Source organism: Nonomuraea sp. NPDC049028 (assembly GCF_043197735.1).
Classification (GTDB): Bacteria; Actinomycetota; Actinomycetes; order Streptosporangiales; family Streptosporangiaceae; genus Nonomuraea.
The window spans coordinates 1,120,778-1,142,831 of the sequence record NZ_JBICTR010000001.1; the positions used below are offsets into that span (position 1 = coordinate 1,120,778).

Here is a 22,054-nt window from a genome sequence, read left to right on the forward strand (position 1 = left end):
GAGGCTCTTATGCGTATCAAATCCGCGTTGGCGGCGGCGGCGATCGTCGCGCTGGCCGCCGGGTGCGGTGGGGGCGGTGGCGACGCCGGCTCCGGCGAGTCCGCCAAGCCCGGGGAGCCGGTCAAGCTCAACTTCCTCAGCCTCGCCTGGCAGAAGGAGTCGGTGGCGGCCAACAAGCAGCTCGTCGACGAGTGGAACAAGGCCAACCCGACCATCCAGGTCACCTACGTCCAGGGCAGCTGGGACAACGTCAACGACCAGCTCGTCACCTCCTTCGAGGGCGGCGACCCGCCGGACGTCATCCACGACGACTCCCCGGCCCTGTCGGGCTTCGCCTCCAAGGGCTACCTGCTCGACATCAAGGACAAGGTGCCCGCCGACCTCAAGAGCGACATCCCGCAGCCCGCCTGGGACACCGTCACCTTCGACGACGGCAAGGGCAACCAGGGCGTGTACGGCGTGCCGTTCCTGCAGGAGTCGCAGGTCATCATCGCCAACAAGAAGCTGCTCGACGGCGCCGGCGTGCGCATCCCCACCTCCGACAACCCGTGGACGTGGGACGAGTTCGCCGAGGTCAGCAAGAAGCTCACCAAGGGCGGCTCCTTCGGCGTGGCCTGGCCCATGAAGTCGCCGGTCAACAAGACGCTGAACCTGGCGCTCAACTTCGGCGGCACCTTCTTCCAGACCACCGACGGCAAGACGACCGTCAAGGTGGGCCCGGAGGAGAAGCAGGTCCTCCAGCGCATCCACGACCAGCTCTACAAGGACAAGTCCGCCGACACCTCGGCGCTCGGCATGGGCACCGCCGACCCGCTGCCCGGCTTCTTCGCCGGCAAGTACGCGATGCTGCCGGTCGGCGTCTACCTGCGCCAGCAGGTCGTCGAGCAGGCCCCCAAGGGCTTCGACTGGGTCACCCTCCCGCCGCTGAAGGGCACCACCAGCGACCAGGGCGCGGTCTCGCAGACCCTGTCCGTCGCCGCCGACAGCAAGCACGCGGAGGAGTCGCTGAAGTTCATCTCCTTCTTCCTCAACGGCACCAACCAGGCCAAGCTCGCCAAGGGCGACTGGCTGCTGCCCACCTCCGTCAAGGCCGCCGCCGACCCGGCGATGACCACCAAGGAGAACGGCTGGGACGTGGCCACCGCCTCCGCCAAGAACCTCGTCGTGGCGCCGTTCCTCAAGGTCAACGGGTTCGACGAGTGGAAGAGCAAGGTCGCCACGCCGGTCCTGCAGCAGTACTTCGCCAACAAGATCTCGATCGACGACGCGGCGGCGAAGCTGGTGGCGGACGGCAACAAGGTGTTGGAGCGGTACCAGCGGTGACTTATCGGGACAGGGCCCGGGGGTGTCTGCTCGGCCTGGCGGCCGGCGACGCCCTCGGGGCGCCCGCGGAGAACCTCACGCCGGCGGAGATCCGCCGGCGGTGGGGCCGGCTCACCGAGATCGAGGGCGGGGGCACGGACGACACCGAGTACGCGATCTTCGCCTCCTCGCTGCTGGTACGGCACGGGCACGCGCTGACCTCGGGCGACGTGGCCCACGCCTACCGTACGGAGATCATCCCCCGGGTGACCGGGCCGATGCGCGGGGCCGGGTTCTCCGAGCTCGGCACCGTCGAGGCGCTCAGGCGCGGACTCGAACCGCCGCTGACCGGGCTCGTGCACCAGCATGGCTGGTCCGACGGGCTGGCCATGCGGGCGGCGCCGTACGGCGTGTTCTGCCCCGGCGATCCGGCGGAGGCCGCCCGGCTCGTCGAGGAGGACGGGCGGGTCAGCCAGTCGGGTGAAGGCGTGCTGGGCGGCCGGGCCGTCGCCGGGGCGGTGGCCGCCGCGATGACCGGGGCCGCGCCGCACGAGGTGGTGGCCGCAGCGCTGTCGGTGATCCCCGCGGACTCGTGGACGGCCCGCGACATCGTCCGGGCACGCGACGTGATCACTTCGGGCCAAGACGAGCCGCATATCGTCGAAGCGCTTCACCAAGCCGTGGTGGTCCAGCACTACCCCTGGACCGACGTTGCGCCCGAGGCCGTGGCGCTCGCCCTCGCCGCCTACCTGGCGGGCGGCGGCGACGTCGAGGCGACCGTCACCTTCGGGGTGAGTCTCGGCCGCGACGCCGACACCATCGGCGCCATCGCCGGCGCCATCGCGGGTGCCGGGCAGGGGCGGGACGGCGTACCGGAACGCTGGGCGAGCAAGATTGGCCCCGTGACGGGCAAATGCCTGCCCGTCGTGGCCGGCAGGCACGTGCTGGACGTCGCCGACGAACTGGCGGAAGGACTGTAGGAACTCATGTCGGGGGACAGGATCGCGGGAGCCTTCGTCGGGCTCGCCGTGGGAGACGCCGTGGGCTGGCCCGCCACCAGGCACCGGTCGGCGCTGCACGCGCCATGGAGCAGGCGGCTGCTGCGCGAGCTCGACACGTTCGCGGAGGAGCACCGGGTGACCACGTTGCCGGTGCCGTTCGCGCTGAACCAGCCCGTGGCGCCGCTGGCCGTCGGCCCGTCCGACGACGCCGAATGGCTGGCCTGGACGGTGCGTACCATCGACCGGCCGCGCGCCGAGGCGTTCGGCGAGCTGGTGGGCCGCGACGACATCCGGGCGCGCATCTCGGTGGCCACCGCGCTCGGCAACCTGGCCAAGGGCGTCGAGCCCCCGGCCAGCGGCCACGACAACCCACACCATTTCGACGACGCCGCCGCCGTCAGGGCCGTCGCCTTCGGCGCGCTCGGCCGTGATCCGGCCGAGGACGCCCAGGTGACCAACGCCGGTGACGGGTTGCTCGGGGCCCTGGCCATGGCGGCCGCGGTGGCCGAGGCGGTGGCGACGGGCTCCGCCACCGCGGCGGCCGAGGCGGCGCTGGCCGTACTGCCGCCTGACAGCGCTATCGGGCACAACGCCCGGCTGGCGCTGGACGTGGCGCGGAAGGCGGGCGACGCGTTCGCCGCCGTGCCCGCGCTCGACGCCGCGCTGCTCGACCACGTCTACAGCTACGGGGTGGGCGCCGCGCAGACGGTGCCCGTGGCGCTGGCGCTGGCCGAGGTGGCGGGCGGTGTCCTGAGCTCGGCCGTACCCGCCGCCGCGTGCCTGGCCACGCTGGCCGACTCGGCGCCCGCGCTCACCGGGGCGCTCACCGGCGCGTGCGGCGGGCTCGACGCGATCCCGGAGGGGTGGACCGCGTCGGCGCGCACACTGGCAGGCTGCTGTCTGCCGGAACTGGCAGGAAAAGATCTCATCGAACTCTTGGAGGAACTCGCATGACGCCGCTTGAGGACAGGGCGACCGGCTGCGTGGCGGGGGCGGCGGTCGGTGACGCGCTGGGCGGCGCCACCGAGGGCTGGACCCCCGAACAGATCACCACCAGGTACGGCGGGCACGTGGAGGGCATCGTGCCCCCGTACAACGAGGACTGGCGCAACGCCCGGCCCATCGCCCCCTACCACAAGGGCGACGGCCACATCACCGACGACACCCTCATGACGCACGCGCTCATCCGCGTCTACGAGAAGGTCGCGGGTCACCTCGGGGCGTACTCGATGGCCGAGCACTTCGTACCCGAGCTCATGGGTGAGCGCCGGTGGATCCCCGAGCTGGAGGCCGAGGCGCTGCCGCTCCAGCGGATCTTCCTGGCCGAGAAGTGGATCGTCGCCCGGCTGCACTACGGCCACGTGGACCCGCGCGAGGCCGGTGTCGGCAACATCGTCAACTGCGGCGCGGCCATGTACGTGGCGCCGGTCGGCATCGTCAACGCCGCCGACCCCGACGCCGCCTACGCCGAGGCCATCGACCTGACCGGCGCCCACCAGTCGAGCTACGGCCGGGAGGCGGCCGGCGTCATGGCGGCGGCCGTCGCCGAGGCCATGCGGCCCGGCGCGACCTTCGACTCCGTGGTGGCCACCTGCCTGCGGCTGGCCAAGGACGGCACCAGAGCCGCCATCGAGGCGGTCTGTGAGGCGGCCTCTGGGCTCGGCCACTGGGACGGGTCGTTCGAGACGCTGCGGGCGGCCATGCGGCCGTTCGACACGGTCGCCGACACCTACCGCGACCAGGGGCTCGGCGCGCGGCGGCCGAGCCGGGTGCACAGCATCGAGGAGCTGCCGCTGGCGCTGGGCTTCCTCGTGGTGGCCAAGGGCGACTACCGCGACACCGTGCTCGGCGGCGTCAACTACGGCCGCGACGCCGACTCGATCGCCTCCATGGGCGGTGCCATCGCCGGCGCGCTGGGCGGGCTCGGCTCGATTCCGGGCGAGTGGGTCTCACAGGTGGCCGAGGCGAGCCGTACCGACCTGGAGGCGCCCGGCCGGGTGATCGCCGAGGTCGCCCGCCGGGTGCACGCCGACGACGCGGCCCGCCGCCGCGCCGTCGAATCCGCCTTCGCCGCCCTCGACAGCCAATGATCCGCCTCAGCCGAGCGCGGTCGGAAGGGCCGGTGGGCCGATGATCCGCCTGACCTGGGTGCAGCCCGAGGACCTGGTGGGTCATGAGCTGCGCCAGGCCGCCGAGGACGGCAGGGACGTGCGTGACATCGCCGAGCGGTGGCACGCCGCGGGCGGCCACGACGCCCCGCCGCGTGCCGGGGCCTCCGAGCCCGGCGCGCTCAGGCTGCGGCCGCTCGCCGAGGACCTGCTGGACGAGTTGGCCGCCACCCCGTCGCCGCTCGATTCCGACGAGCCGTCCGACCTGCCCGCCATCATCGCCGCCTGCCCGAACTGGCCCGCGCCCACTGCTCCCCGGCAGGTCGATGTGACCCGCGTGCTGGGGGCCTGGCAGGGCCGGGCGGCCGGTTGCGTGCTCGGCAAGCCGGTCGAGAAGATCCCCCGCGCGGGCATCAGGGAGATCGCCGAGGCCACCGGCAACTGGCCTATCACCGGCTGGTTCACCGCCAAGGGCCTGCCCGGCGACATCGCCGAACGCTGGCCGTGGAACCGGCGCAGCGCCGTCAACTCGCTGGCCGAGAACATCGACGGCGTCCCCGAGGACGACGACCTGAACTACCCGCTGCTCGCCCTGTCCGTCCTGGAACGGCACGGCCGCGGCTTCACTACCGACGACGTGGCCAAGCTGTGGCTCGACGAGCTGCCCGCCGGCCGTACGTTCACGGCCGAACGCGTCGCCTACCGCAACCTGCTGGCCGGGGTGGAGGTGCCGGAGACGGCGACGTACCGCAACCCGTTCCGCGAGTGGATCGGCGCGATGATCAGGACCGACGTGTACGGATGGGTCAATCCCGGCGATCCGGCCACCGCGGCCGAATACGCCTGGCGCGACGCCCGACTCACCCACACCGCGAACGGGATCTACGGCGCCATGTTCGCCGCCGCCATGTGCGCGAGCTCCCTGGTCGCCGCCTCCGCCGCCGAGGTGGTCGCGGCCGGGCTGTCCGTCGTCCCGCCGCGATCACGGCTCCACCAGGCGGTACGGCAGGCGGCAGAGGAGGCCTCGGCGGAGAGTGACTTCGAGCGGGTCGTCGACCGGCTGCACGAGCGGCACGGCGCTCTGCACTGGGTGCACACGATCAACAACGCCGCCCTGGTCGCCGCCACGCTGATCCACGGCCGGGGCGACTTCACCGCCACCATCGCCGGAGCGGTCGCCGGCGGCTGGGACACCGACTCGGCGGGCGCCACGGCCGGGTCCGTCGCGGGCGCGCTGAACGGCGGGGTTCCGGAGCGGTGGAGGATGCGCGACGCCCTGGCCAGCAGCCTGACCGGCTTCGATGGGGTGGGGCTGGGCGATTTGGCGCGCCGTACACAGGAGATGATGAGGGCATGATCTCGGTCTTCGGCAGCGCGAACATGGACCTCGTCGCCTACGTGTCCCAGGCTCCCAAGCGGGGCGAGACGGTCACCGGGCGCGGATTCCGTACCATCCCCGGCGGCAAGGGCGCCAACCAGGCGATCGCGGCGGCCCGCGCGGGCGCCGTGGTGGCGTTCCTGGGGGCGGTGGGCGACGACGGCTTCGGCACCGAGATGCGCACCACCCTGGCCGCGGCCGGAGTGGAGGTCGCCCAGCTGCGGCAGGTGCCCGGTCCGAGCGGCATCGCGCACATCGTGGTCGACGACGAGGGCGGCAACTCGATCATCGTGGTGCCCGGCGCCAACGGCACCGTCACCGGGCCCACCGAGGACGACGTCGCGGTGATCGCCGGTTCGCGGGCGCTGCTGCTCCAGCTGGAGCTGCCCATGGCCGCGGTGGTCGCCGCCGCGCAGGCCGGGCAGGTGTCGGACGTACCGGTGATCCTCACCCCCGCGCCCGCCCAGCCGCTGCCGGACGCGCTGCTCGACGCGGTCACGCTGATCGTCCCGAACGAGCATGAGGCCGCCGACATCACCGGGACCGACTCCGCCGAGGCGGCGTTGGAGGCGCTGCTCGCGCGGGTCCCGGAGGCCGTCATCACGCTGGGTTCCGAGGGGGCGCTGTACGGCTCACGGTCGGGCGAGCGGCTGCGCGTACCCGCCGTGAAGGTGAAGGCGGTGGACACCACGGCGGCGGGCGACACCTTCGTCGGCGCGCTCGCGGTCGCCCGCGCCGAGGGCCTTCCCGCCGCCCCCGCCCTCCGCTTCGCCTCGGTGGCGGCGGCGCTGTCGGTGCAGCGCGAGGGCGCGAGCACGTCGATGCCCAGCCGCGCGGAGATCGACGACTCGCTCGCCTGATGCTGGGCAGGTGGGGGTCATGAATGAAGACCTGCCTGATGCGGTGAACCGGGATGGTGGCGAGAGCGACGTGGTGGCGGAGCGGTCAGGGGCCGGCACCCCGAGGGCGCCTCGCCCCGTACCCGCCGATTGGCCCGACACCGACACGAACCCCGCGATCCCCACGCCCGAGATAACCGCCCCCGAGACTGAGGCCGAGGCCACAGTTGACGCCGAAAGGCGTGCAGAAACCGGCGAAGAGGCTGGCGACGGCGCCGAAAAGGAGGTGCGGCCCGAAGCGGGTCCCACCGGCTGACGGCAACCCTTGCCGCACCCCGCCGTCAAAAAGGCCAGGACCGACGGCGGGGATCAGCCGGGGATCAAAGCGGCGGCTTTTGCCGGTTTTCCCGACGGGACGATATAGCGAATGTCCGGCATCAAGCCGTTATTTGCTCCGATTCGCGCCACTTCAACGACATACGCCGCTGACCGGTTGGCGGCTATGCGGACCGTGGCGACCCGCCACCCTTGGGGAGCGAAGACCACGAGTTCCGGGGGATACCGATCCAGGCTGCTGAGCGCGTCGGCGGGAAAGGGCGCGGAGCGGAGCGTGAGCTTGAGCCACTCGACGACGTAGCTGTGTATCCCGCGCCTGGTCAGCAGTTCGCGCAGCTCGGCCAGGGCCTGGTCATGCTCGGCCGCGGCACTTTCGCTGATCGGCGAATGGCGTGGATGAGGTTCTGAGGGTTCGGTCGTTTTCCCCAGCGGTTCGCGAGTCATTCCCTGTCACCGTCCATGTTCTGTCCGGAATGCGGCGGGCTTATCCGGTTTATTAACCAGACAGGATGCAGCGGACATGTCCGGAGGGCCTGTCTGTGCTCCGAGAAACATCGCCAGAGTGCCGCTTCCCGGCTAGCTTTGTATTCAGCAAGCAACTGTTCGTATCCAGACAGTCGCGGTGCGTCTTTGTGTGTGCGATGTCGGGAAGAACGGTCCGGAGCATTTCGAGGAGCGTGGCATGTCCGTGGATGAACAGGCCCTATCCCCAGACGAGCAGAACTCCTACGGTGCGGTCCTCAAGGAAGCCCGAATGGCGGTCGGCCTCTCTCAGATGGCCATGGGGGCGCTGATCCCGTGCAGCGAGAGCTTGATCGGCCTGATCGAGCGCGGCAAGCGTAATCCGACCCGGCAATTCACCCTCGCGGCCGAGACGGCCCTGGACCTGAATGGGGAATTGCTTCGGCTGCTGCCCATCAGCAGGATGTCGGGGCCGAAGTGGTTCAGAGAGTGGCCAAAGGTAGAAGAAAACGCCCACACCATCCGAACCTGGCAGCCTCTTGTCGTTCCGGGCCTGCTGCAGACGGCCGCGTACGCGCGAGCGATCCTCTCCGCCGAGCCAGGAGTCACCCAGGACTGGATCGAGGAGGCCGTCGCGACCCGGCTTCAGCGTCAGGCGGTGTTCGACCGCGACAAGCCGCCGATGTACTGGGCGCTGCTCGACGAGTGCGCTCTGATCCGCCCCATCGGGGGCGCCGAGGTCATGCGGGAGCAGCTTGAGCACTTGCTGAAGATGATGGTCACCCCCTTCGTCTCGATACAGATCGTCCCTCTCGGAGTGGGGGCTACGCCGGGCCTGCTGGGCGGCTTCTCCCTGGCTCAAGGCGACGGTATGCCGGACCATATCTATCTCGACAACGCCGCACAGGGCTCCGTATCCGATCGCGAGGAGACGGTGCGAGCGGTTAATCTCAGATACGACGCGATTCACAAATGGGCGCATCCCATACATGTGAGCGAGCGACTAGTGCGTGAGGTGGCGGCAAGGTATGAAGATCAGTGATGAGCTGCGCGCCGAACTAGAGGCCGCTGCGTGGAAGAAATCAACACTCTCCGGATCAAATGGGGGCGACTGCCTCTACGCGGCCAAACTGAGCGGCGACCGGTACGCGCTCAGAGACTCTGAGCAGCCCGACGTCGAGCCGCTGATCTTGCGAGGTGGCGTTTTCCGCGCCTTCGTGGGCGGTGCGAAACTGGGCGAGTTCGACATCTGACCTCCCAAGTGAAGGCCCCGGTAATCGCCGGGGCCCGCACATCCTTCAGCGCACCGGGCGAGGCAGGCGGATGGTGAGGATCCGGCTGGGAACGCCGCTGTCCACCAGCCGCCCGTCCGCTCCGAACTCGCCGAGCCCGAAGTCGTTGTCATTGGCGACCACGAGCGTCCGCGGGTCGAGCAGGGCGATGCCCTCGACCTTGCCAGGCAGAGTGGGGGCGACCTCGGACAGGTCGGCGACGAGCGACTTGGCCGCGACCTTGACATCCCCCAGGTCGGCCAGCGCCTCCAGCGACGGCGCGGTGGCCGGGTCGTCGTACCGCCCGCCCAGCAGGTTCGTGGCCTTGGCCAGGTCGATCTGGTAGATCCGGGCGACATTGTCGGTCCGCTCGTCCACCAGCAGCCGGCGGCCGCCCACGTACGCCAGGCCGGAGACCTTCATCTCGCTCTGGTCGCCGTTCACCTTCGGGTCGAAGGTCGTGACGTCCTCGAAGCGGTAGGCGTACTCTCCGGTCACCCGCGCCGCGCGGATGCTGAAGGTGAGGATCCGGCCGACGCGGGAGGATTTGCCGGTCTTCTTGTCCGGATTGGCCAGCGGGCTCTGCACCGCGAGGTACAAGGTGTCGCCGTCGATCGCCAGCCCTTCGAACCCGCGGTTCTGCTGGCGGGAGGCGAGGATGGCCGGCAGCGTCTCCTTGACCGGGTAGTCGGCGCCGGTGAGGTTGAGCCCCTTGGGGACATACCGGGCCAGCACCCGCCCCCGCTCGGAGACGTGCAGCAGCGACGGCCCGTACTCGTCGACCAGCCAGAAGTCGCCGCGCGTGGTCCGCACCAGGTCCTCGGTGTCCACCCCGCTCGGGTTGTACGGCAGCGCGGTCTGGCCGTCCCAGGTGTAGGGCACCTCGTCGTGGCCGGCCTGGTTGCTCAGCCCGGTGATCGGCTTGCCGGAGGTGCCGACCAGGGGGACGTACTTCTTGATCTCGACGCCGAACCGGGTGGCCACCTGCACGATCGCGGGGGCGAACTCCGGGATGGGGAACGTGCGCCGCTTGTCCGCGCCCACCTGCCCGTTGGGGCCGCGGTCGGTGACCATCCAGTAGTCCCCGCGCCGCCCGGCCGGGAACAGCCCGCTGCCGACCCCGCCCAGCTTGACTCCGCGATCGTCGGTGATGGACCGCTGCAGGTCCTTGAGGGGTACGGGCGGGATGCTCACGTCCTTGACCACCACGGGCCGCGGCGCGGCCTCGGCCAAGGAGGGGGCGGCGGTGACCGCCGGGCCCACGACGAGCGCCAGACCCACGAGTACGGGACGGAACATGGCACGGCCTTTCACACCGGCGAATACGAGCGTCCTGACCCTAATGACGTCAAACGTCCATTTGCTGAAGCGCCGATGAACAGGCCCACCCGAAGTCGCGACGGGCCGCCGCACAGCGGCAGCACCGTTTGTCCTGTTGGTTGACACTCCCGATGGACCGAGCCGATTGTCAGACGGCGTTGCGATGGAGCATGGCCAGCGTCTGTTCCAGCTCCGCCTGGAGGATGTCGCTCGCCGCCTGCCCGTCCCCCTCCCGGATGGCGGCCACCAGCGCGGCATGCGCGTCGTCGCCGGGATTGGGCTCGGTCTCCCGCAGGCCGAGCAGCTCCACCACGTCCACCAGCCGGCCCCGCAGCGCCGGGGCGAACTCGGCGAACAGGTCGTCGAGCACCGGGTTGCGCGCCGCCGCCACGACCGCCGCGTGCAGCGCGATGTCCGCGTCCACGAACCCCGCGTCACCGCCCCCGGCCGCCGCCCGCCGTGCCTGCAGGGCCGCCTCCAGCGAGGCGAGGTCCTCGTCGGTACGGCGGGTCGCGGCCAGGCGGGCGGCCTGGGTCTCGACCATCATCCGCACCTCGTAGACGTCGGTGATCGCGGCCCGGCGCAGGCGGGTGGGCCAGTCGGCGGCCGGTTCGGTGGCGATGACGAACACGCCGCTGCCCTGGCGGGCCTGCACCAGCCCGGCGCCCGCCAGCGCGCGCAGCGCCTCGCGGACCGTGGAGCGGCCCACGCCGAGGGTCTTGGCCAGGGCGTTCTCGCCGGGGAGCCGGGTGCCGACCGGCCAGTGGCCGCCGGTGATCTGCTCGCGCAGGTGCTCGGTGGCCTGTTCGACCAGAGGGCTGGGACGGAGGGTGCCGAGCGGCATCGCGGATGAACCTCTCAGGTTGTCTGAGGACCTGTGTTGTGGTTAGTGTACCCGGCATGACGTCACGTGGTCTCCTTCTCGGCCGCCGCGGCGGGGCCTGAATCGACCGGCACCCCGCCGCGGTGGCTCCGCAATGCCGGTCGAACCTCAGTGAACGACCGGGAAGGAAACCCCGTGCACGACTGGAACCGGCAACGCCCCAGCGCCATGCCGTACCACCGCTACCAGCCCGCCCACCGCCGCGTCGAGGTGCCGCTGACCGAGCGCGGCTGGCCCGCGCGGCGCATCGAGCGGGCGCCGCTCTGGGTGCCCGTGGACCTGCGCGACGGCAACCAGGCGCTGGCCGAGCCGATGGACCCGGCGCGCAAGCGGCGGATGTTCGAGCTGCTGGTGGCCATGGGCTTCAAGGAGATCGAGGTCGGCTACCCGTCGGCCAGCCAGACGGACTTCGACTTCGTCCGCGACCTGGCCGTGCCGGGGGCGGTGCCGGAGGACGTGACGATCGTCGTGTTCACGGCCGCCCGGCGCGACCTGATCGAGCGGACCTTCGCCTCCGTCGAGGGACTGCCGCGCGTCGTCGTCCACCTCTACACGGCGACCGCTCCCGTCTGGCGTGACGTGGTGCTCGGCCACGACAGGCAGGCGTTGCGCGCCCTCATCAAGGACGCGGCCGCGCATGTGGCCCGCCTGGCCGACGCCCGTCCCGGGCCGCCGATCAGGTACGAGTTCTCGCCCGAGGTGTTCAACCTCACCGAGCCCGACTACGTACTGGAGGTGTGCGACGACCTGACGGCCCTGTGGGAGGCGAGCCCGGACCGCCCGGTCATCCACAACCTGCCCGCCACGGTCGAGACCGCCACCCCGAACGTCTACGCCGACCAGATCGAGTACATGCACCGCCACCTGGCCCGCCGCGACTCGGTGATCCTCTCGGTGCACCCGCACAACGACCGCGGCACCGGCGTCGCCTGCGCGGAGCTGGCGCTGCTGGCCGGGGCGCAGCGGGTCGAAGGCTGCCTGTTCGGCAACGGCGAGCGCACCGGCAACGTCGACCTGGTCACGCTGGCGCTCAACCTGCACTCGCAGGGCGTGGACCCGATGCTGGACCTCTCCGACATCGACGCGATCCGCCGTACGGTCGAGCACTGCAACCGTCTGCCCGTCCCTGATCGCCACCCGTACGCCGGTGACCTGGTCTACACCGCCTTCTCCGGCACCCACCAGGACGCCATCGGCAAGGGCCTGGCCCACCACGCCAAACGGGCCGCCGAGCTGGGCGTGCCCGTGGAGCAGGCGCCCTGGGAGGTGCCGTACCTGCCGATCGACCCCGCCGACGTGGGCCGCGACTACCAGGCCGTGATCCGCGTCAACAGCCAGTCGGGCAAGGGCGGCATCGCCTACCTGCTCAGCACCCACCAGGGGCTCGACCTGCCGCGACGGCTGCAGATCGACTTCTCGGCGGTCGTCCAGCGGGCCACGGACGGCAGCGGGGCGGAGATGACGGCCGCGGAGCTGTGGCGGCTCTTCCAGGCCGCCTACCTGGAACCGGCGGACGACGGGCCGTACGCGCTCGCCGACTGGAGCACCGCGGAGACCGGGCCGGGGGTCCACGAGTTCGCCGGCACCCGGCGTGATGGCGGCGGCGAGCTGCGGGGGACCGGCAACGGCCCGCTGTCGGCGCTGGCCGGGGCGCTGGGCGGGGTCGACATCCTCCACTACGCGCAGCATGCCACCGGGCCGGGCCAGGACAGCCAGGCCGTCGCGTACGTGGAGGCGCGGGTGGGGGAGACGGTCCGGTGGGGAGCGGGCCGTGACACTTCGGTGCTGACCGCCTCCGTCCGCGCCCTCCTCGCCGCCGTCAACCGAGCGGTTCCAGTCGCCTAAGCCACGCGGCGCGGCTTGGGGACCAGGTTCAGGGTCGGGGAGAACCGTCCGTCGCAGCCCGGCACCGCGGTCACGTGCGCGGAGACCTCCGTCTCACTCTGGACCCTGATGCTCGCGATGTAGAACGGCGTGAGCAATGTCTGCGGCCGCCTGCGACCGAGACTCAGGTAGCCGAAACGGAACCACTGCGGCGTCAGCCGGGTGTCCTCCATACCGGCGAAGGACTCCGCCACCCGGGCGGCGACCTCCCGCGCCGCCTGGATCGGCGTCCGCACCCCGGGCTCCGCGACCGTCGCGCCGCCCCCGTCACCGGCGAAGCGGCGGGTCGACACGCTCAGCGACGTCACGCCGCCGCTCGCGCCCAGCTCCACGGTGGACGACGCCCTGCCGTACACCGGAAGATCACGTACGTAATGCCGGAACGAGCCGAGCGCCCGGCACAGGCTGGGCTCGGTCCAGCGCTCCCCGGCCGCCGCCTTGACCCGCCAGAGGCGCTCGAACGCCAACTCGTCCTCAGCCGGTACGAGGGACGGCAGCCCGATCCGATCCCCGGCGGCGCGCAGCATGCCGGTCAGCTCCGCGTCACCGGGGTCGTTCTCGAAGAGGTCCTCGGACGGCGGCAGGTCGAGATGGACGGTCATCGAGCCCGACGCGTGGAACCCCACGGCCCGCAACCGGCCCGGCAGCCACACCGTGGTCCGATCCTGGTGGGTCACCGTCTCGAAGGAGATGCCGTCGCGCGGACCGGCGACGGCCAGGACCAGCTCCTCCAGGCGGCGCTGGACCGCGCTCGGCTCGGGCACGGCGAGCCCCAGCACGCTCACCGTGGCGGGCACCTCCCCGGCCATCGAGGCCAGCTCTTCGGCGAGATCGTCGGCGTATGGGAAAGCGGACATGAAGGCTCCTCGGCTCCGGCCGTTCTGATCAGCCCAGGACCTGCGGGGCTGAGGTCACCGCGGCAGAACCTCAATGATCAGTACGCCGGAGCACGAGCCGCGTCAGGACGGAACCTAGGGATGTCCCTAGTCCGGGAGCGAGCCCGTCAGGAGGACAGGTGGCGGGCGCAGTCGTCGCGGTAGCGCTGAACCAGCTCGCGGATCCGCTCCGGGTCGGCGAGCACGGCCCGCGACACCGACGGGACGACCGCCTGCCGTACCGGACCGAACAGCCGGGCCAGGTCGGCCGGAGCGGCGCCCTGCGCGCCCAGGCCCGGCGCCAGGATGGGGCCGTTGAGCTGCTCCAGCGGATGCTCCAGCGACGGCAGGGTGGCGCCAATCACGACGCCGACCGGACCCAGGGGGGCGCGGCCCGCGTTCGCCGCCGCGGCGCCCGCGAAGATCTCGCCCGCGACCGCCGTCTGCAGCGCCACGGCCTCCGGGTTGGAGGTGCGCGCCAGGACGAAGACGCCGGCGTCGTTGGCGATGGCCGACGTGATCGCGCCCGCCAGCGAACCGAACCCGAGGTAGGGGCTGAGCGTCACGGCGTCGACCGCGAGCGGGCTGCCCCGGTCGAGGTACGCCTCGGCGTAGGCGGCCATCGTGCTGCCGATGTCGCCCCGCTTGACGTCGAGGATCACCACCGTGCCCGCCTCACGCAGGTCGGCGATGACGCTCTCCAGCACGGCGATGCCCCGGCTGCCCCAGCGCTCGTAGAACGCGGACTGCGGCTTGACCACCGCCGCCACGTCGCCGATCGCGTCGACCACCGTACGGCTGAACCGCTCCAGCCCGGCCGGGGAGTCGTCGAGCCCCCACGCGTCGAGCAGCGCGGGGCTGGGGTCGATGCCTACGCAGAGTGGGCCGTACTTGTCGAGCCTGGACCGCAACCGTGTCCCGAACGACTCATTCACCACTGGACTCCCCTCGCGACGTACGCAGACTAACGGCGCCGCTCTGATGCGGGAAAGGCTTTCGACCATGGCGGTATGGGCTGCCTCTTCTCGCCTCCAGTCTTCCAGAGTTCGCCTCCGGGGTAGATCAGCTGACATGTACGAGATCGCCCACCGCACGCTGACGCTGCGCACCGAGCCGCTACGCGAGGTCGTCGTCACGATCGGGCTGCCGATCGAGGAGCCGACGGGGGAGTGGTCGTGCCCTTACCGGATCGACGGGCTCGCCGGGTGGGAGCACGATCGCAAGGTCACCGGCGTCGACTCGCTCCAGGCGCTCGAACTCGCCATGACCATGGTGCGGGCCGCGCTCGCCGGCTCGCACGAGGCCAAGGAAGGGTTGCTGAGCTGGGACGAGGAGCCCACCGACGGACGCGAGCACACGGTGTACGTCCGGTGGGAGAAGGAGCACGACGTCGCCTATATCGCGATGAAGCACGAAATAGTGCCAGGAGAGGCGGTACGGCAGACCCTGTCGGAGGATGTCGTGCTCGACTACGCGGAGTCGGGAGAACTGCTCGGCGTAGAACTCCTCAACGCGGCCACGACGATGCCGTCAGAGATGCGCCTCTGAGTGTTCTGAGCGGTCAGGCGGCAAGGGTGGAGCCGCGTATGACGAGTTCGGTGGCGAGTTCGACGTGGCGGGAGTCGATTTTCTCGCCCGCGGCCAGACGCAGGGCGGTGCGCAGGGCGACGGCGCCCATCTCGCGCAGCGGCTGGCGTACGGTGGTCAGCTGCGGCGAGGTCATGGTGGCGATCTCGGTGTCGTCGAAGCCGACGACGCTGAGGTCTTCGGGGACACGCAGGCCACGCGCCCTGGCGGCCTGGATGGCGCCGAGGGCGCTCTCGTCGCCGGCGGCGAAGATGGCGGTCGGCGCGGGGCGCAGGTCGAGCACGGCGGCTCCTTCTTGCACCCCGTGGGAATAGCAGAAGCCCGCAGTACGGACATATTCCGGAGGTACGGGCACGCCCGCGGCTTCCATGGCGGCGCGGAAGCCATGCATGCGTGCCTGGTTGACGGCCGCGGTCGCGGGACCGCCGAGGTAGGCGATGCGGCGGTGGCCGAGGGCGAGCAGATGCTGGGTGGCGGACAGGCCGCCGGCGAAGTTGGTGCAGCCGACGCTGGTCACGGGGGCGTCCGGCAGGTTCAGGGGGTCGATGACGACCACGGGTAAACGTACTCGCGACAGTGCGGCCAGCTGGGCCTTGGTCGGCGCGTTGGTAAGGGTGATCATCGCCCGCCGCCCGGCGGCGACCAGGTCGCGAGCCCAGGCGGTGCCGCCGCCGGCCATGCCCTTCGTACCGCTGACGACGACCGCCACGCCCGACTCGGCGCCGGCGTCGATCGTGCCCTTGATGATCTCGGTGGAGTAGGCGCACATCTCGTCCACCCACATCTCGACCGTGGCCGACCCATCGGCCAGGTCCCGGGGTGAGGAGCGCGGGACGTAGCCGTGTTCCAGCAGCAGGGACTGCACCAGCGTACGGGTGTCAGGCGCGACTTCGCGGCGGCCGTTGAGCACCTTGGACACGGTGGCCACGGACACGCCGGCCGAAGCGGCGACGGTGGCCAGCGTGGTACGCCTGGGACTGCTCGCCATGAATTCCTCCCTAACGCCGACATATACCCCAACGGGTCGCTCAGCCGCAGCGGATTTAATGGTGGGGTGATCGCACCCCGTATCGTGGCAACAGACCTTGACGGAACCCTCCTCGACTCCACCGGCCAAGTGTCCCCGCGCACCCGCCGCGCCCTGGGGCGCGCCCGCGACGCCGGCGCCGACATCGTGTTCGTCACCGCCCGGCCGCCACGCGGCGTGGACCCGATCGCCGCGATGGCGGACGTCACCGGCACCGCGGTCTGCAGCAACGGCGCCATCGTCTACGACCTGGACACCCGCGAGATCACCAGCACGTACGCGCTCGACCTGGCCGCCGCGAGGAAGCTGATGGAGACGCTCCGCGAGGCCCTGCCCGGTGTCGCCTTCGCGGTGGAGACGGGCCGGCACGTCCTGGTCGAGCCCGGCTACACCAGGCGCATCCTCCCGGACCTGCCCTTCACCCGCGAGGTCGTGGACGCCTGCGAGGAAGGTGAGCCGGTCGTCAAGCTGCTGGCCTGGTCGGCGACGCACGCGGTGGACGAGATGTTCACCGCCGCCGTCGCGGCCGTCGAGGGCCAGGCCGAGGTGACGCACTCGGGCGGCAGCGGGCTGCTGGAGATCAGCGCTCCCGGGGTGACGAAGGCCGGCACGCTGGCCCGGCTGTGCGAGGAGCGGGGGGTGGACGCGGCCGAGGTGGTGGCGTTCGGCGACATGCCCAACGACCTCGCGGTCCTCGCCTTCGCCGGGGCGGGGTACGCGATGGCGAACGCGCACCACATGGTGATGGCGGCCGTCGAGCGGCGCACCTTGTCCAACGACGATCACGGGGTGGCCGCGGTCCTGGAACGCCTGTACCGCTTGTGACCCCGTTGTCACTCCGCAGGTTGTATCACCGCGGCGAGAACGGTTTGCCGTGCATGTGGACGATGTCGGGCATGCGTCCGCCGGAAGGACGTTCACTTGCGGTAGACGACCTCCTTGTCGCCGGGAGCCGGGTACGCCATGATCAGCAGCCGCTGGCCGCCCTGATCTTCGCCCTTCCACGGGAACCAGGCGTAGTGCACACGGATCCGGTAGTGGCCCGCGCGGCCGTTGAGTGACAGGTCCGGCAGTTCGGTGCCGCTGACATTGTCCGAGAGCACGATCTCTCCCATGGGACTGCGGTAGCCGACCTCGACGACCGTGTCCCAGCCCTTGGTCTCCACGGGTGGGCGGCGCGGGTAGGTCTCGACGGTGACGCAGAGATCGAATTCGGGGTTCGTGATGACGGCCAGAGCGCCGGGTTCGGAGGAGACCAGCCCGTTGCCAGGGTCCAGGTTCGGGTCCCCGTCCTCGCTCTCGTACGTCTGCAGGACGCCGTAGTCGGTCATCTGGGGCTCCTTTATCCGGATCGCCGTGGCCGGCTTGATGCGCGGATGGTGGCGTGGCGTCGCGTCGCACATGCGTTGAGCCTCCGCCCGCATCTCCGCGATCTCCTGGTCCTGCTTGGCGCGCCCGGCCTTGACGATGGCGGCGGCGCTGGGGCAGATTTCGGCGATCATGTAAGTCAGGGTGTTGCGGTCGATCTTCCAGCGGGCCAGCTCGCGCGGGTCGTTACGCGTGTGGAGTTCGCACAGCCGGCGTCCGTAGGCGAGCACGGCCTGGTCGGGTGTGGTGGCGGTGAACCGCGCCAGGCCGGTGCCCTGACCGCGGAGGGCGCAGACGAACTGCTGCTCGGCGGTCAGCTCGGGGGGCGGCTCCGGTTGTTCCTGTTCCCAGTACGGGGGCGGATGGCATTCCTCGGCCGTGGTGGCGGGTCCGCGGGCCTGGTCCGCCGCGGGGAGAAGGCAGAGCGCCGCAGCTGAGGCGATGCCCGCCACGAGCACGTGGCGTCGGCCGCGGTGGGCGGGCGGGGCGGCGTACAGGAACGTCAGGATGAGGGCGGACGCGGTGAGCGCGAGGCCGTACCACAGCGGGGAGATGCCGGTGGAGACCAGCGCGCCGTCCTTGACGAACAAGCCGGCGGGGTAGAGCGGCAGCTCCCCGAAGAGGGGGCCGGAGGCCGTCTCAGTGAACGCGCTCACGGCGGCGACGGCGGCCAGGGAGAACAGCGACAACGTCGTGGCCCGCATGAGGCGCTGGGTGCGGCGCCGGACGGCGGCCAAGATGAGCAGTGACGGGAGGCCGACGCCTACGAGGAGGTCGAGTGCGTACCAGGTGATGAGGAGTTCGGAGCTGCCGTGCTCCTGCACGATGCTCCACAACGCGTTCGTCGGCCCGAGCCAGAACGGCATTCCGTGCGCGAGATTGACGGCCGCCGGGAGCAGCGGGAGCACGATCGCCACTACGGGGAGCGGCCATCGTCTGGCGGGCGCTCGCACGGACCGCGGCCGGGGCGCCGGGGGCATGAGGCTGCCCAGGTCGTGCGCGGATCGGGCCCACCAGACCAGCCCGAAGACGGACAGCGCGCCGAGGAGTACGTAGACCAGCTGGTCCCAGGGCACCTCGCTCGCGTAGCTGAACGTCAGCAGCGAGCTGGGCCGGAGGAGCGATATGACCAACGCGACCACGCCGATCCGCACGGTCGTCCGGCTCCAGCGCGGATCCCGCGCCTGCGCCACCAGCACCGATATCGCCCACGCCGGCCAGATGAGTTCCCCTACCCCGAACAGACCGGCCATCCAGGCGGGGGAGCCGGCGCCCAGGCTCCATGTGGCGGCGGTGGCCAGGCCGTTCACCGCGTGGAGCATCCCCGTCACGAGGACGATGCGCCGCAACCATCGAAGAGTGGTGCCGCGCAGCACACGGAAGAACAGCCAGGCCGTCAGCAGCTGGATCGCTCCGGGGATCAGCTCCATCCACCAGGTGTACGGGATGGGCAGCAGCAGGAGCAGGTCGTGTCCGACGCTGACATAGAGCGTGGCCCGGAGCAGGCGGACCTCCCTGCCGTGCCGCGCCGGCTGGCCGCGCTCAGGTCCTCGGAGCACCTGCCAGTACGCCCAGGCCTGCACCGTCGCGATCAGGACCAGCAGGACCACGAGCCACCACCACGGCCGGAGGTCGTCGGCCGCGAAGCCACTCCGGTCCGCGACGACCACCCAGAGGGGGGTGATGTCGCCGGTGGCCTCGACGACGACGGCGAGGACGACCACGGCGGCCAGGTAGATCATGGCGAAGACGGCCGCGATCCGGCCGAAACGGTGGCGGCGCATGAGGCTACTCCTGGGGGGCGAAGGCGCCCAACCCTAACGAGCCGCCGCCGAGTTGATCAAGAATCGGTTGGGTAACGAGCCCCGGGGCGGCTGCTCTGCTCGCTGCCCCGTTCACGGCGGCGTCCGCATCGGCAGGGCCCGGACGTCAGTGAAGGGGCGGGCCTCGCCGTGTACGCCTTCTGGCGTACAGAGGATGACGACGGGCGTCGGATGCCGCGCTGTCGTGACCGCAAGATCCTTGAGACCTCACGAGGTCAAAGGAGAAGCGAGTGGTAACTCAGGCCGCCAAGGGGAGCGGATATCTGACCACGTTCAAGATCATTGTCGTACTGAACGCGCTGGCGGTGCTCTTCCAGGCCGTGACGGCCGGCCAGTTGCTCAGCGGGGCGTCGGCAGGGTCGCACGGTATGGGGGCCTTGGCCGTACACGTGCTGGGGCTGGTGCTGCTCGTCGCGGCCGTGCTGGTGTGGCGGCCGGGGCGTGGGGCGGGCTGGCCCGCGCTGGTCGGGCTGGCGATTCTGCTGCTCGGGTTCGTACAGTCGGCGGTGGGCGGGGCGGGTGTGCTGACCGTGCACGTGCCGCTCGGGATGGCGGTCTTCGGGCTGAGCGTGTGGCTGCTGGTCTGGGCTTGGCGCCGCTGAGTCGGTCACGGGTGATCGACGGTTACCGGTCGCCGTGTCTGGCCAGGTGGTCGGCCTTGCGGATGGGCTCCGGCAGGCGGTGGTACGGCGAGAGCCGCAGGACTTCGGCGCAGGCCGTGTCGAGGGTGATGCGGTGGCCCTGCGACACGTACACCGGCTTGACGTTCCGCTGCGTACGCAGGGCGCGGCCCACGGTCGAGCCGTCCAGCTCGATCGGCGTCCATGCGCCCCGAGCGGAGTCCGGGGCGTCGTGGGTGCCGACGAAGTGGGTCTTGCCCACGCCGATCGCAGGGAGTCCGGTGAGCACGCCCAGGTGGCAGGCCAGTCCGAACCCGCGTGGGTGCGCGAGGCCGTACCCGTCGCAGACGAGCAGGTCAGGGGTGACGGTGAGCCGTTCGAGCGCCTCCACCAGCGCGGGCAACTCGCGAAAGGCGAAGAGCCCCGGCACGTACGGAAACCGCGCCTTGCCACGAACCACCACTTGCTCGACCACCACGAGATCGCCCGCCATGCCCTGTGCGTGGTCGTCCGTGGCGGCGGTCGTGGAGAGCACCACCACGGCGGCGGCCACCTCGTCCTCGCCGTGGTAGTGCACGTCAAGTCCCGCCACCAACGTGAACGAGGTCGGGCCGGTCAGCTCGAGGTGAAGCCGGAGGCGCTCCTGGATCGCCTCCGCCTCCGCGGTACTCGTCGGCCAGGGGTGAAGCTGGTTTACCCGCACATGGTTCAACCTATGCCCGTCGGCTCCCGGGGCGTCACTGTCACCGACAACCCTCATCCAGCCGCGTCAGCAGGAACCTCTGCACGTCTACCCGCACTCCGCTATGCGGCGGGTGAGCACCAAGGGGGCGTCCTCGGTGATGGCTACCGTGTGCTCGGAGTGGGCCGTGCGCGAGCCGTCCGCCGACCGAATGGTCCAGCCGTCGGCGTCGTAGACGATCCGGTCGGTCGTGCGGGCGAACCAGGGTTCGAGCGCGAGGGTCAGGCCCGGCCGGAGCGTAAGGCCGCGCCCTGCCCGGCCCTTGTTCGAAACGTGGGGCCCCTCGTGCATGGTGCGGCCAATGCCGTGGCCACCGAACTCGGTGTTGACCGGGTAGCCGTAGTCGTGGGCTACCGCCCAGATGGCCGCCGAGATGTCACCCAGGCGATTGCCCGGACGCGCCACCTCGATCGCCGCCTCCAACGCTTCCTCGGTGGCGCGGATAATGCGCAGGTCCTCCTCGGCGGCGGTCCCGACGACGACCGTGCGCGCCGAGTCGGCCACCCAGCCGTCGACGCTGACCGCGAGGTCCGCGCTGAGTACGTCGCCGTCACGCAGCGTGTAGTCGTGGGGTATTCCGTGCAGGACGGCGTCGTTGACCGACAGGCAGATGACGTTGCGGAACGGGCCGCGTCCGAAGGACGGCGCGTAGTCCCAGTAGCACGACTCCGCCCCGGACCGTTTGATCATGCCGCGCACGTGGTGCTCCAGGTCCAGGAGGTTGACGCCCACGTCGGCGAGCCGGCCGACCTCGGAGAGCACCTCGGCGACGAAGCGCCCGGCCACGTGCATGCGTTGGATCTCCGCAGGCGTCTTCAGTTCGATCATGATTACCTCGCGTCACAGGATGCTGGTATTACTATACCGGCACCTTAACAGCTTGCCGGTATAGTAATACCAGCCCTATCTTGGGAGCATGGTCCGTCAACCGCTCACACCTGAGCAGATCGAAGCCGGCAGGCGTCTCGGCGCCCTGCTGCGTCACGCACGAGCCGGACGCGACCTGGCGGAAGTCGCGCACGCGGCCGGCATCTCGCCGGAGACCCTGCGCAAGATCGAGACCGGACGACTGCCCTCTCCCGGATTCGGCACGATCGTCTGCCTCGGCGAGGCACTCAACGTGCCGGTTCAGGCGTTGGCAGCTATCTGGCTCGGCAACGACCTACCGCTGGAAGCCGTCTCGTAGCCGCTGTCGCGCCGGCCCACGGAACACCGGCGGCACCGAGGC

The 22,054-nt window shown here is 70.8% G+C and carries 23 protein-coding genes; 14 read left to right on the forward strand and 9 right to left on the reverse strand.

Going from position 1 to position 22,054, the window contains the following annotated elements; translation table 11 throughout:
* Positions 1-9 precede the first annotated feature (9 nt).
* Genes ACGFJ2_RS04935 through ACGFJ2_RS04965 form a run of 7 tightly spaced genes read left to right on the forward strand, consistent with a single transcriptional unit; the run spans position 10 to position 6,944 of the window.
* A complete protein-coding gene (locus tag ACGFJ2_RS04935; RefSeq protein WP_393464734.1) occupies positions 10-1,323 on the forward strand; it encodes an ABC transporter substrate-binding protein in 1,314 nt (437 codons plus the stop codon).
* Complete coding sequence (locus ACGFJ2_RS04940; protein WP_393464737.1) at positions 1,320-2,282, forward strand: ADP-ribosylglycohydrolase family protein; 963 nt, start codon at positions 1,320-1,322, stop codon at positions 2,280-2,282. The genes ACGFJ2_RS04935 and ACGFJ2_RS04940 overlap by 4 nt, the downstream gene beginning before the upstream one ends.
* 6 nt (positions 2,283-2,288) lie before the next feature.
* The gene (locus tag ACGFJ2_RS04945; protein WP_357959465.1) at positions 2,289-3,257 is read left to right on the forward strand and encodes an ADP-ribosylglycohydrolase family protein; all 969 of its coding nucleotides are present in this window, start codon (positions 2,289-2,291) and stop codon (positions 3,255-3,257) included.
* A complete protein-coding gene (locus tag ACGFJ2_RS04950) occupies positions 3,254-4,393 on the forward strand; it encodes an ADP-ribosylglycohydrolase family protein (protein WP_357959468.1) in 1,140 nt (379 codons plus the stop codon). Before ACGFJ2_RS04945 ends, ACGFJ2_RS04950 begins: the two co-directional genes overlap by 4 nt.
* Positions 4,394-4,433: 40 nt before the next feature.
* Positions 4,434-5,768: an ADP-ribosylglycohydrolase family protein gene (locus ACGFJ2_RS04955; RefSeq protein ID WP_393464741.1), complete on the forward strand. Its 1,335-nt coding sequence runs from the start codon at positions 4,434-4,436 to the stop codon at positions 5,766-5,768.
* Positions 5,765-6,649: a ribokinase gene (gene rbsK, locus ACGFJ2_RS04960; protein WP_393464744.1), complete on the forward strand. Its 885-nt coding sequence runs from the start codon at positions 5,765-5,767 to the stop codon at positions 6,647-6,649. The genes ACGFJ2_RS04955 and rbsK overlap by 4 nt, the downstream gene beginning before the upstream one ends.
* Before the next feature lie 19 nt (positions 6,650-6,668).
* On the forward strand, positions 6,669-6,944 hold the full coding sequence (locus ACGFJ2_RS04965) for a hypothetical protein (protein ID WP_357959476.1): 276 nt from the start codon (positions 6,669-6,671) through the stop codon (positions 6,942-6,944).
* A 53-nt stretch (positions 6,945-6,997) separates the two neighbouring features.
* On the opposite strand, the gene ACGFJ2_RS04970 is transcribed toward ACGFJ2_RS04965, so the two are convergent.
* On the reverse strand, positions 6,998-7,408 hold the full coding sequence (locus tag ACGFJ2_RS04970) for a hypothetical protein (RefSeq protein ID WP_393464747.1): 411 nt from the start codon (positions 7,406-7,408) through the stop codon (positions 6,998-7,000).
* A 238-nt stretch (positions 7,409-7,646) separates the two neighbouring features.
* Here ACGFJ2_RS04970 and ACGFJ2_RS04975 point away from each other — a divergent pair, with 238 nt between their 5' ends.
* Both ACGFJ2_RS04975 and ACGFJ2_RS04980 read left to right on the forward strand, forming a co-directional pair.
* A complete protein-coding gene (locus tag ACGFJ2_RS04975; RefSeq protein WP_393464750.1) occupies positions 7,647-8,468 on the forward strand; it encodes a Scr1 family TA system antitoxin-like transcriptional regulator in 822 nt (273 codons plus the stop codon).
* The gene (locus ACGFJ2_RS04980) at positions 8,455-8,679 is read left to right on the forward strand and encodes a DUF397 domain-containing protein (protein ID WP_393464753.1); all 225 of its coding nucleotides are present in this window, start codon (positions 8,455-8,457) and stop codon (positions 8,677-8,679) included. The genes ACGFJ2_RS04975 and ACGFJ2_RS04980 overlap by 14 nt, the downstream gene beginning before the upstream one ends.
* Before the next feature lie 45 nt (positions 8,680-8,724).
* On the opposite strand, the gene ACGFJ2_RS04985 is transcribed toward ACGFJ2_RS04980, so the two are convergent.
* Both ACGFJ2_RS04985 and ACGFJ2_RS04990 read right to left on the reverse strand, forming a co-directional pair.
* Positions 8,725-9,996 carry an esterase-like activity of phytase family protein gene (locus ACGFJ2_RS04985; RefSeq protein WP_393464756.1) on the reverse strand — a complete coding sequence of 424 codons (1,272 nt, stop codon included), beginning with the start codon at positions 9,994-9,996 and terminating at the stop codon, positions 8,725-8,727.
* A gap of 169 nt (positions 9,997-10,165) precedes the next feature.
* Positions 10,166-10,861 (reverse strand): FadR/GntR family transcriptional regulator, encoded by a 696-nt coding sequence (locus ACGFJ2_RS04990; protein ID WP_393464759.1) that lies wholly within the window; start codon positions 10,859-10,861, stop codon positions 10,166-10,168.
* A 207-nt stretch (positions 10,862-11,068) separates the two neighbouring features.
* Here ACGFJ2_RS04990 and leuA point away from each other — a divergent pair, with 207 nt between their 5' ends.
* Complete coding sequence (gene leuA, locus ACGFJ2_RS04995) at positions 11,069-12,745, forward strand: 2-isopropylmalate synthase (protein ID WP_393465298.1); 1,677 nt, start codon at positions 11,069-11,071, stop codon at positions 12,743-12,745.
* Here leuA and ACGFJ2_RS05000 read toward each other — a convergent pair.
* Both ACGFJ2_RS05000 and pyrF read right to left on the reverse strand, forming a co-directional pair.
* Positions 12,742-13,641, reverse strand: a complete 900-nt coding sequence (locus tag ACGFJ2_RS05000) for a hypothetical protein (protein ID WP_358201395.1) — start codon at positions 13,639-13,641, stop codon at positions 12,742-12,744. The genes leuA and ACGFJ2_RS05000 overlap by 4 nt on opposite strands.
* A gap of 146 nt (positions 13,642-13,787) precedes the next feature.
* The gene (gene pyrF, locus ACGFJ2_RS05005) at positions 13,788-14,594 is read right to left on the reverse strand and encodes an orotidine-5'-phosphate decarboxylase (protein WP_358201402.1); all 807 of its coding nucleotides are present in this window, start codon (positions 14,592-14,594) and stop codon (positions 13,788-13,790) included.
* Between the two features lie 136 nt (positions 14,595-14,730).
* Between pyrF and ACGFJ2_RS05010 the strand changes: the two genes are divergently transcribed.
* Complete coding sequence (locus tag ACGFJ2_RS05010) at positions 14,731-15,207, forward strand: DUF2283 domain-containing protein (RefSeq protein ID WP_357959500.1); 477 nt, start codon at positions 14,731-14,733, stop codon at positions 15,205-15,207.
* A 13-nt stretch (positions 15,208-15,220) separates the two neighbouring features.
* Here ACGFJ2_RS05010 and ACGFJ2_RS05015 read toward each other — a convergent pair whose 3' ends face one another.
* Positions 15,221-16,234 (reverse strand): LacI family DNA-binding transcriptional regulator, encoded by a 1,014-nt coding sequence (locus tag ACGFJ2_RS05015; RefSeq protein WP_393464764.1) that lies wholly within the window; start codon positions 16,232-16,234, stop codon positions 15,221-15,223.
* A gap of 66 nt (positions 16,235-16,300) precedes the next feature.
* On the opposite strand from ACGFJ2_RS05015, the gene ACGFJ2_RS05020 reads away from it, so the two are divergent.
* Complete coding sequence (locus ACGFJ2_RS05020; protein WP_358201415.1) at positions 16,301-17,098, forward strand: HAD-IIB family hydrolase; 798 nt, start codon at positions 16,301-16,303, stop codon at positions 17,096-17,098.
* A gap of 92 nt (positions 17,099-17,190) precedes the next feature.
* Here the strand turns inward: ACGFJ2_RS05020 and ACGFJ2_RS05025 are convergent, their stop codons facing one another.
* Entirely contained in the window at positions 17,191-19,425 is a 2,235-nt protein-coding gene (locus ACGFJ2_RS05025; RefSeq protein WP_393464767.1) for a hypothetical protein, read from the reverse strand.
* Between the two features lie 269 nt (positions 19,426-19,694).
* On the opposite strand from ACGFJ2_RS05025, the gene ACGFJ2_RS05030 reads away from it, so the two are divergent.
* Positions 19,695-20,066 carry a hypothetical protein gene (locus ACGFJ2_RS05030; RefSeq protein WP_393464770.1) on the forward strand — a complete coding sequence of 124 codons (372 nt, stop codon included), beginning with the start codon at positions 19,695-19,697 and terminating at the stop codon, positions 20,064-20,066.
* A 22-nt stretch (positions 20,067-20,088) separates the two neighbouring features.
* Here the strand turns inward: ACGFJ2_RS05030 and ACGFJ2_RS05035 are convergent, their stop codons facing one another.
* Positions 20,089-20,787, reverse strand: coding sequence for an endonuclease V (locus tag ACGFJ2_RS05035; protein WP_358201432.1), 699 nt, complete (start codon positions 20,785-20,787; stop codon positions 20,089-20,091).
* Between the two features lie 87 nt (positions 20,788-20,874).
* Entirely contained in the window at positions 20,875-21,654 is a 780-nt protein-coding gene (gene map / locus ACGFJ2_RS05040; RefSeq protein WP_358201436.1) for a type I methionyl aminopeptidase, read from the reverse strand.
* An 88-nt stretch (positions 21,655-21,742) separates the two neighbouring features.
* Between map and ACGFJ2_RS05045 the strand changes: the two genes are divergently transcribed.
* Complete coding sequence (locus ACGFJ2_RS05045) at positions 21,743-22,012, forward strand: helix-turn-helix transcriptional regulator (RefSeq protein WP_357959521.1); 270 nt, start codon at positions 21,743-21,745, stop codon at positions 22,010-22,012.
* Positions 22,013-22,054 lie beyond the last annotated feature (42 nt).

Bases quoted from the DNA above. Each gene is read 5' to 3' on its own strand.
- ACGFJ2_RS04935 (WP_393464734.1), top strand. From the start codon at position 10: ATGCGTATCAAATCCGCGTTGGCGGCGGCGGCGATCGTCGCGCTGGCC.
- ACGFJ2_RS04945 (WP_357959465.1), top strand. From the start codon at position 2,289: ATGTCGGGGGACAGGATCGCGGGAGCCTTCGTCGGGCTCGCCGTGGGA.
- ACGFJ2_RS04950 (WP_357959468.1), top strand. From the start codon at position 3,254: ATGACGCCGCTTGAGGACAGGGCGACCGGCTGCGTGGCGGGGGCGGCG.
- ACGFJ2_RS04955 (WP_393464741.1), top strand. From the start codon at position 4,434: ATGATCCGCCTGACCTGGGTGCAGCCCGAGGACCTGGTGGGTCATGAG.
- rbsK (WP_393464744.1), top strand. From the start codon at position 5,765: ATGATCTCGGTCTTCGGCAGCGCGAACATGGACCTCGTCGCCTACGTG.
- ACGFJ2_RS04965 (WP_357959476.1), top strand. From the start codon at position 6,669: ATGAATGAAGACCTGCCTGATGCGGTGAACCGGGATGGTGGCGAGAGC.
- ACGFJ2_RS04970 (WP_393464747.1), bottom strand. From the start codon at position 7,408: ATGACTCGCGAACCGCTGGGGAAAACGACCGAACCCTCAGAACCTCAT.
- ACGFJ2_RS04975 (WP_393464750.1), top strand. From the start codon at position 7,647: ATGTCCGTGGATGAACAGGCCCTATCCCCAGACGAGCAGAACTCCTAC.
- ACGFJ2_RS04980 (WP_393464753.1), top strand. From the start codon at position 8,455: ATGAAGATCAGTGATGAGCTGCGCGCCGAACTAGAGGCCGCTGCGTGG.
- ACGFJ2_RS04985 (WP_393464756.1), bottom strand. From the start codon at position 9,996: ATGTTCCGTCCCGTACTCGTGGGTCTGGCGCTCGTCGTGGGCCCGGCG.
- ACGFJ2_RS04990 (WP_393464759.1), bottom strand. From the start codon at position 10,861: ATGCCGCTCGGCACCCTCCGTCCCAGCCCTCTGGTCGAACAGGCCACC.
- leuA (WP_393465298.1), top strand. From the start codon at position 11,069: ATGCCGTACCACCGCTACCAGCCCGCCCACCGCCGCGTCGAGGTGCCG.
- ACGFJ2_RS05000 (WP_358201395.1), bottom strand. From the start codon at position 13,641: ATGTCCGCTTTCCCATACGCCGACGATCTCGCCGAAGAGCTGGCCTCG.
- ACGFJ2_RS05010 (WP_357959500.1), top strand. From the start codon at position 14,731: ATGTACGAGATCGCCCACCGCACGCTGACGCTGCGCACCGAGCCGCTA.
- ACGFJ2_RS05015 (WP_393464764.1), bottom strand. From the start codon at position 16,234: ATGGCGAGCAGTCCCAGGCGTACCACGCTGGCCACCGTCGCCGCTTCG.
- ACGFJ2_RS05025 (WP_393464767.1), bottom strand. From the start codon at position 19,425: ATGCGCCGCCACCGTTTCGGCCGGATCGCGGCCGTCTTCGCCATGATC.
- map (WP_358201436.1), bottom strand. From the start codon at position 21,654: ATGATCGAACTGAAGACGCCTGCGGAGATCCAACGCATGCACGTGGCC.
- ACGFJ2_RS05045 (WP_357959521.1), top strand. From the start codon at position 21,743: ATGGTCCGTCAACCGCTCACACCTGAGCAGATCGAAGCCGGCAGGCGT.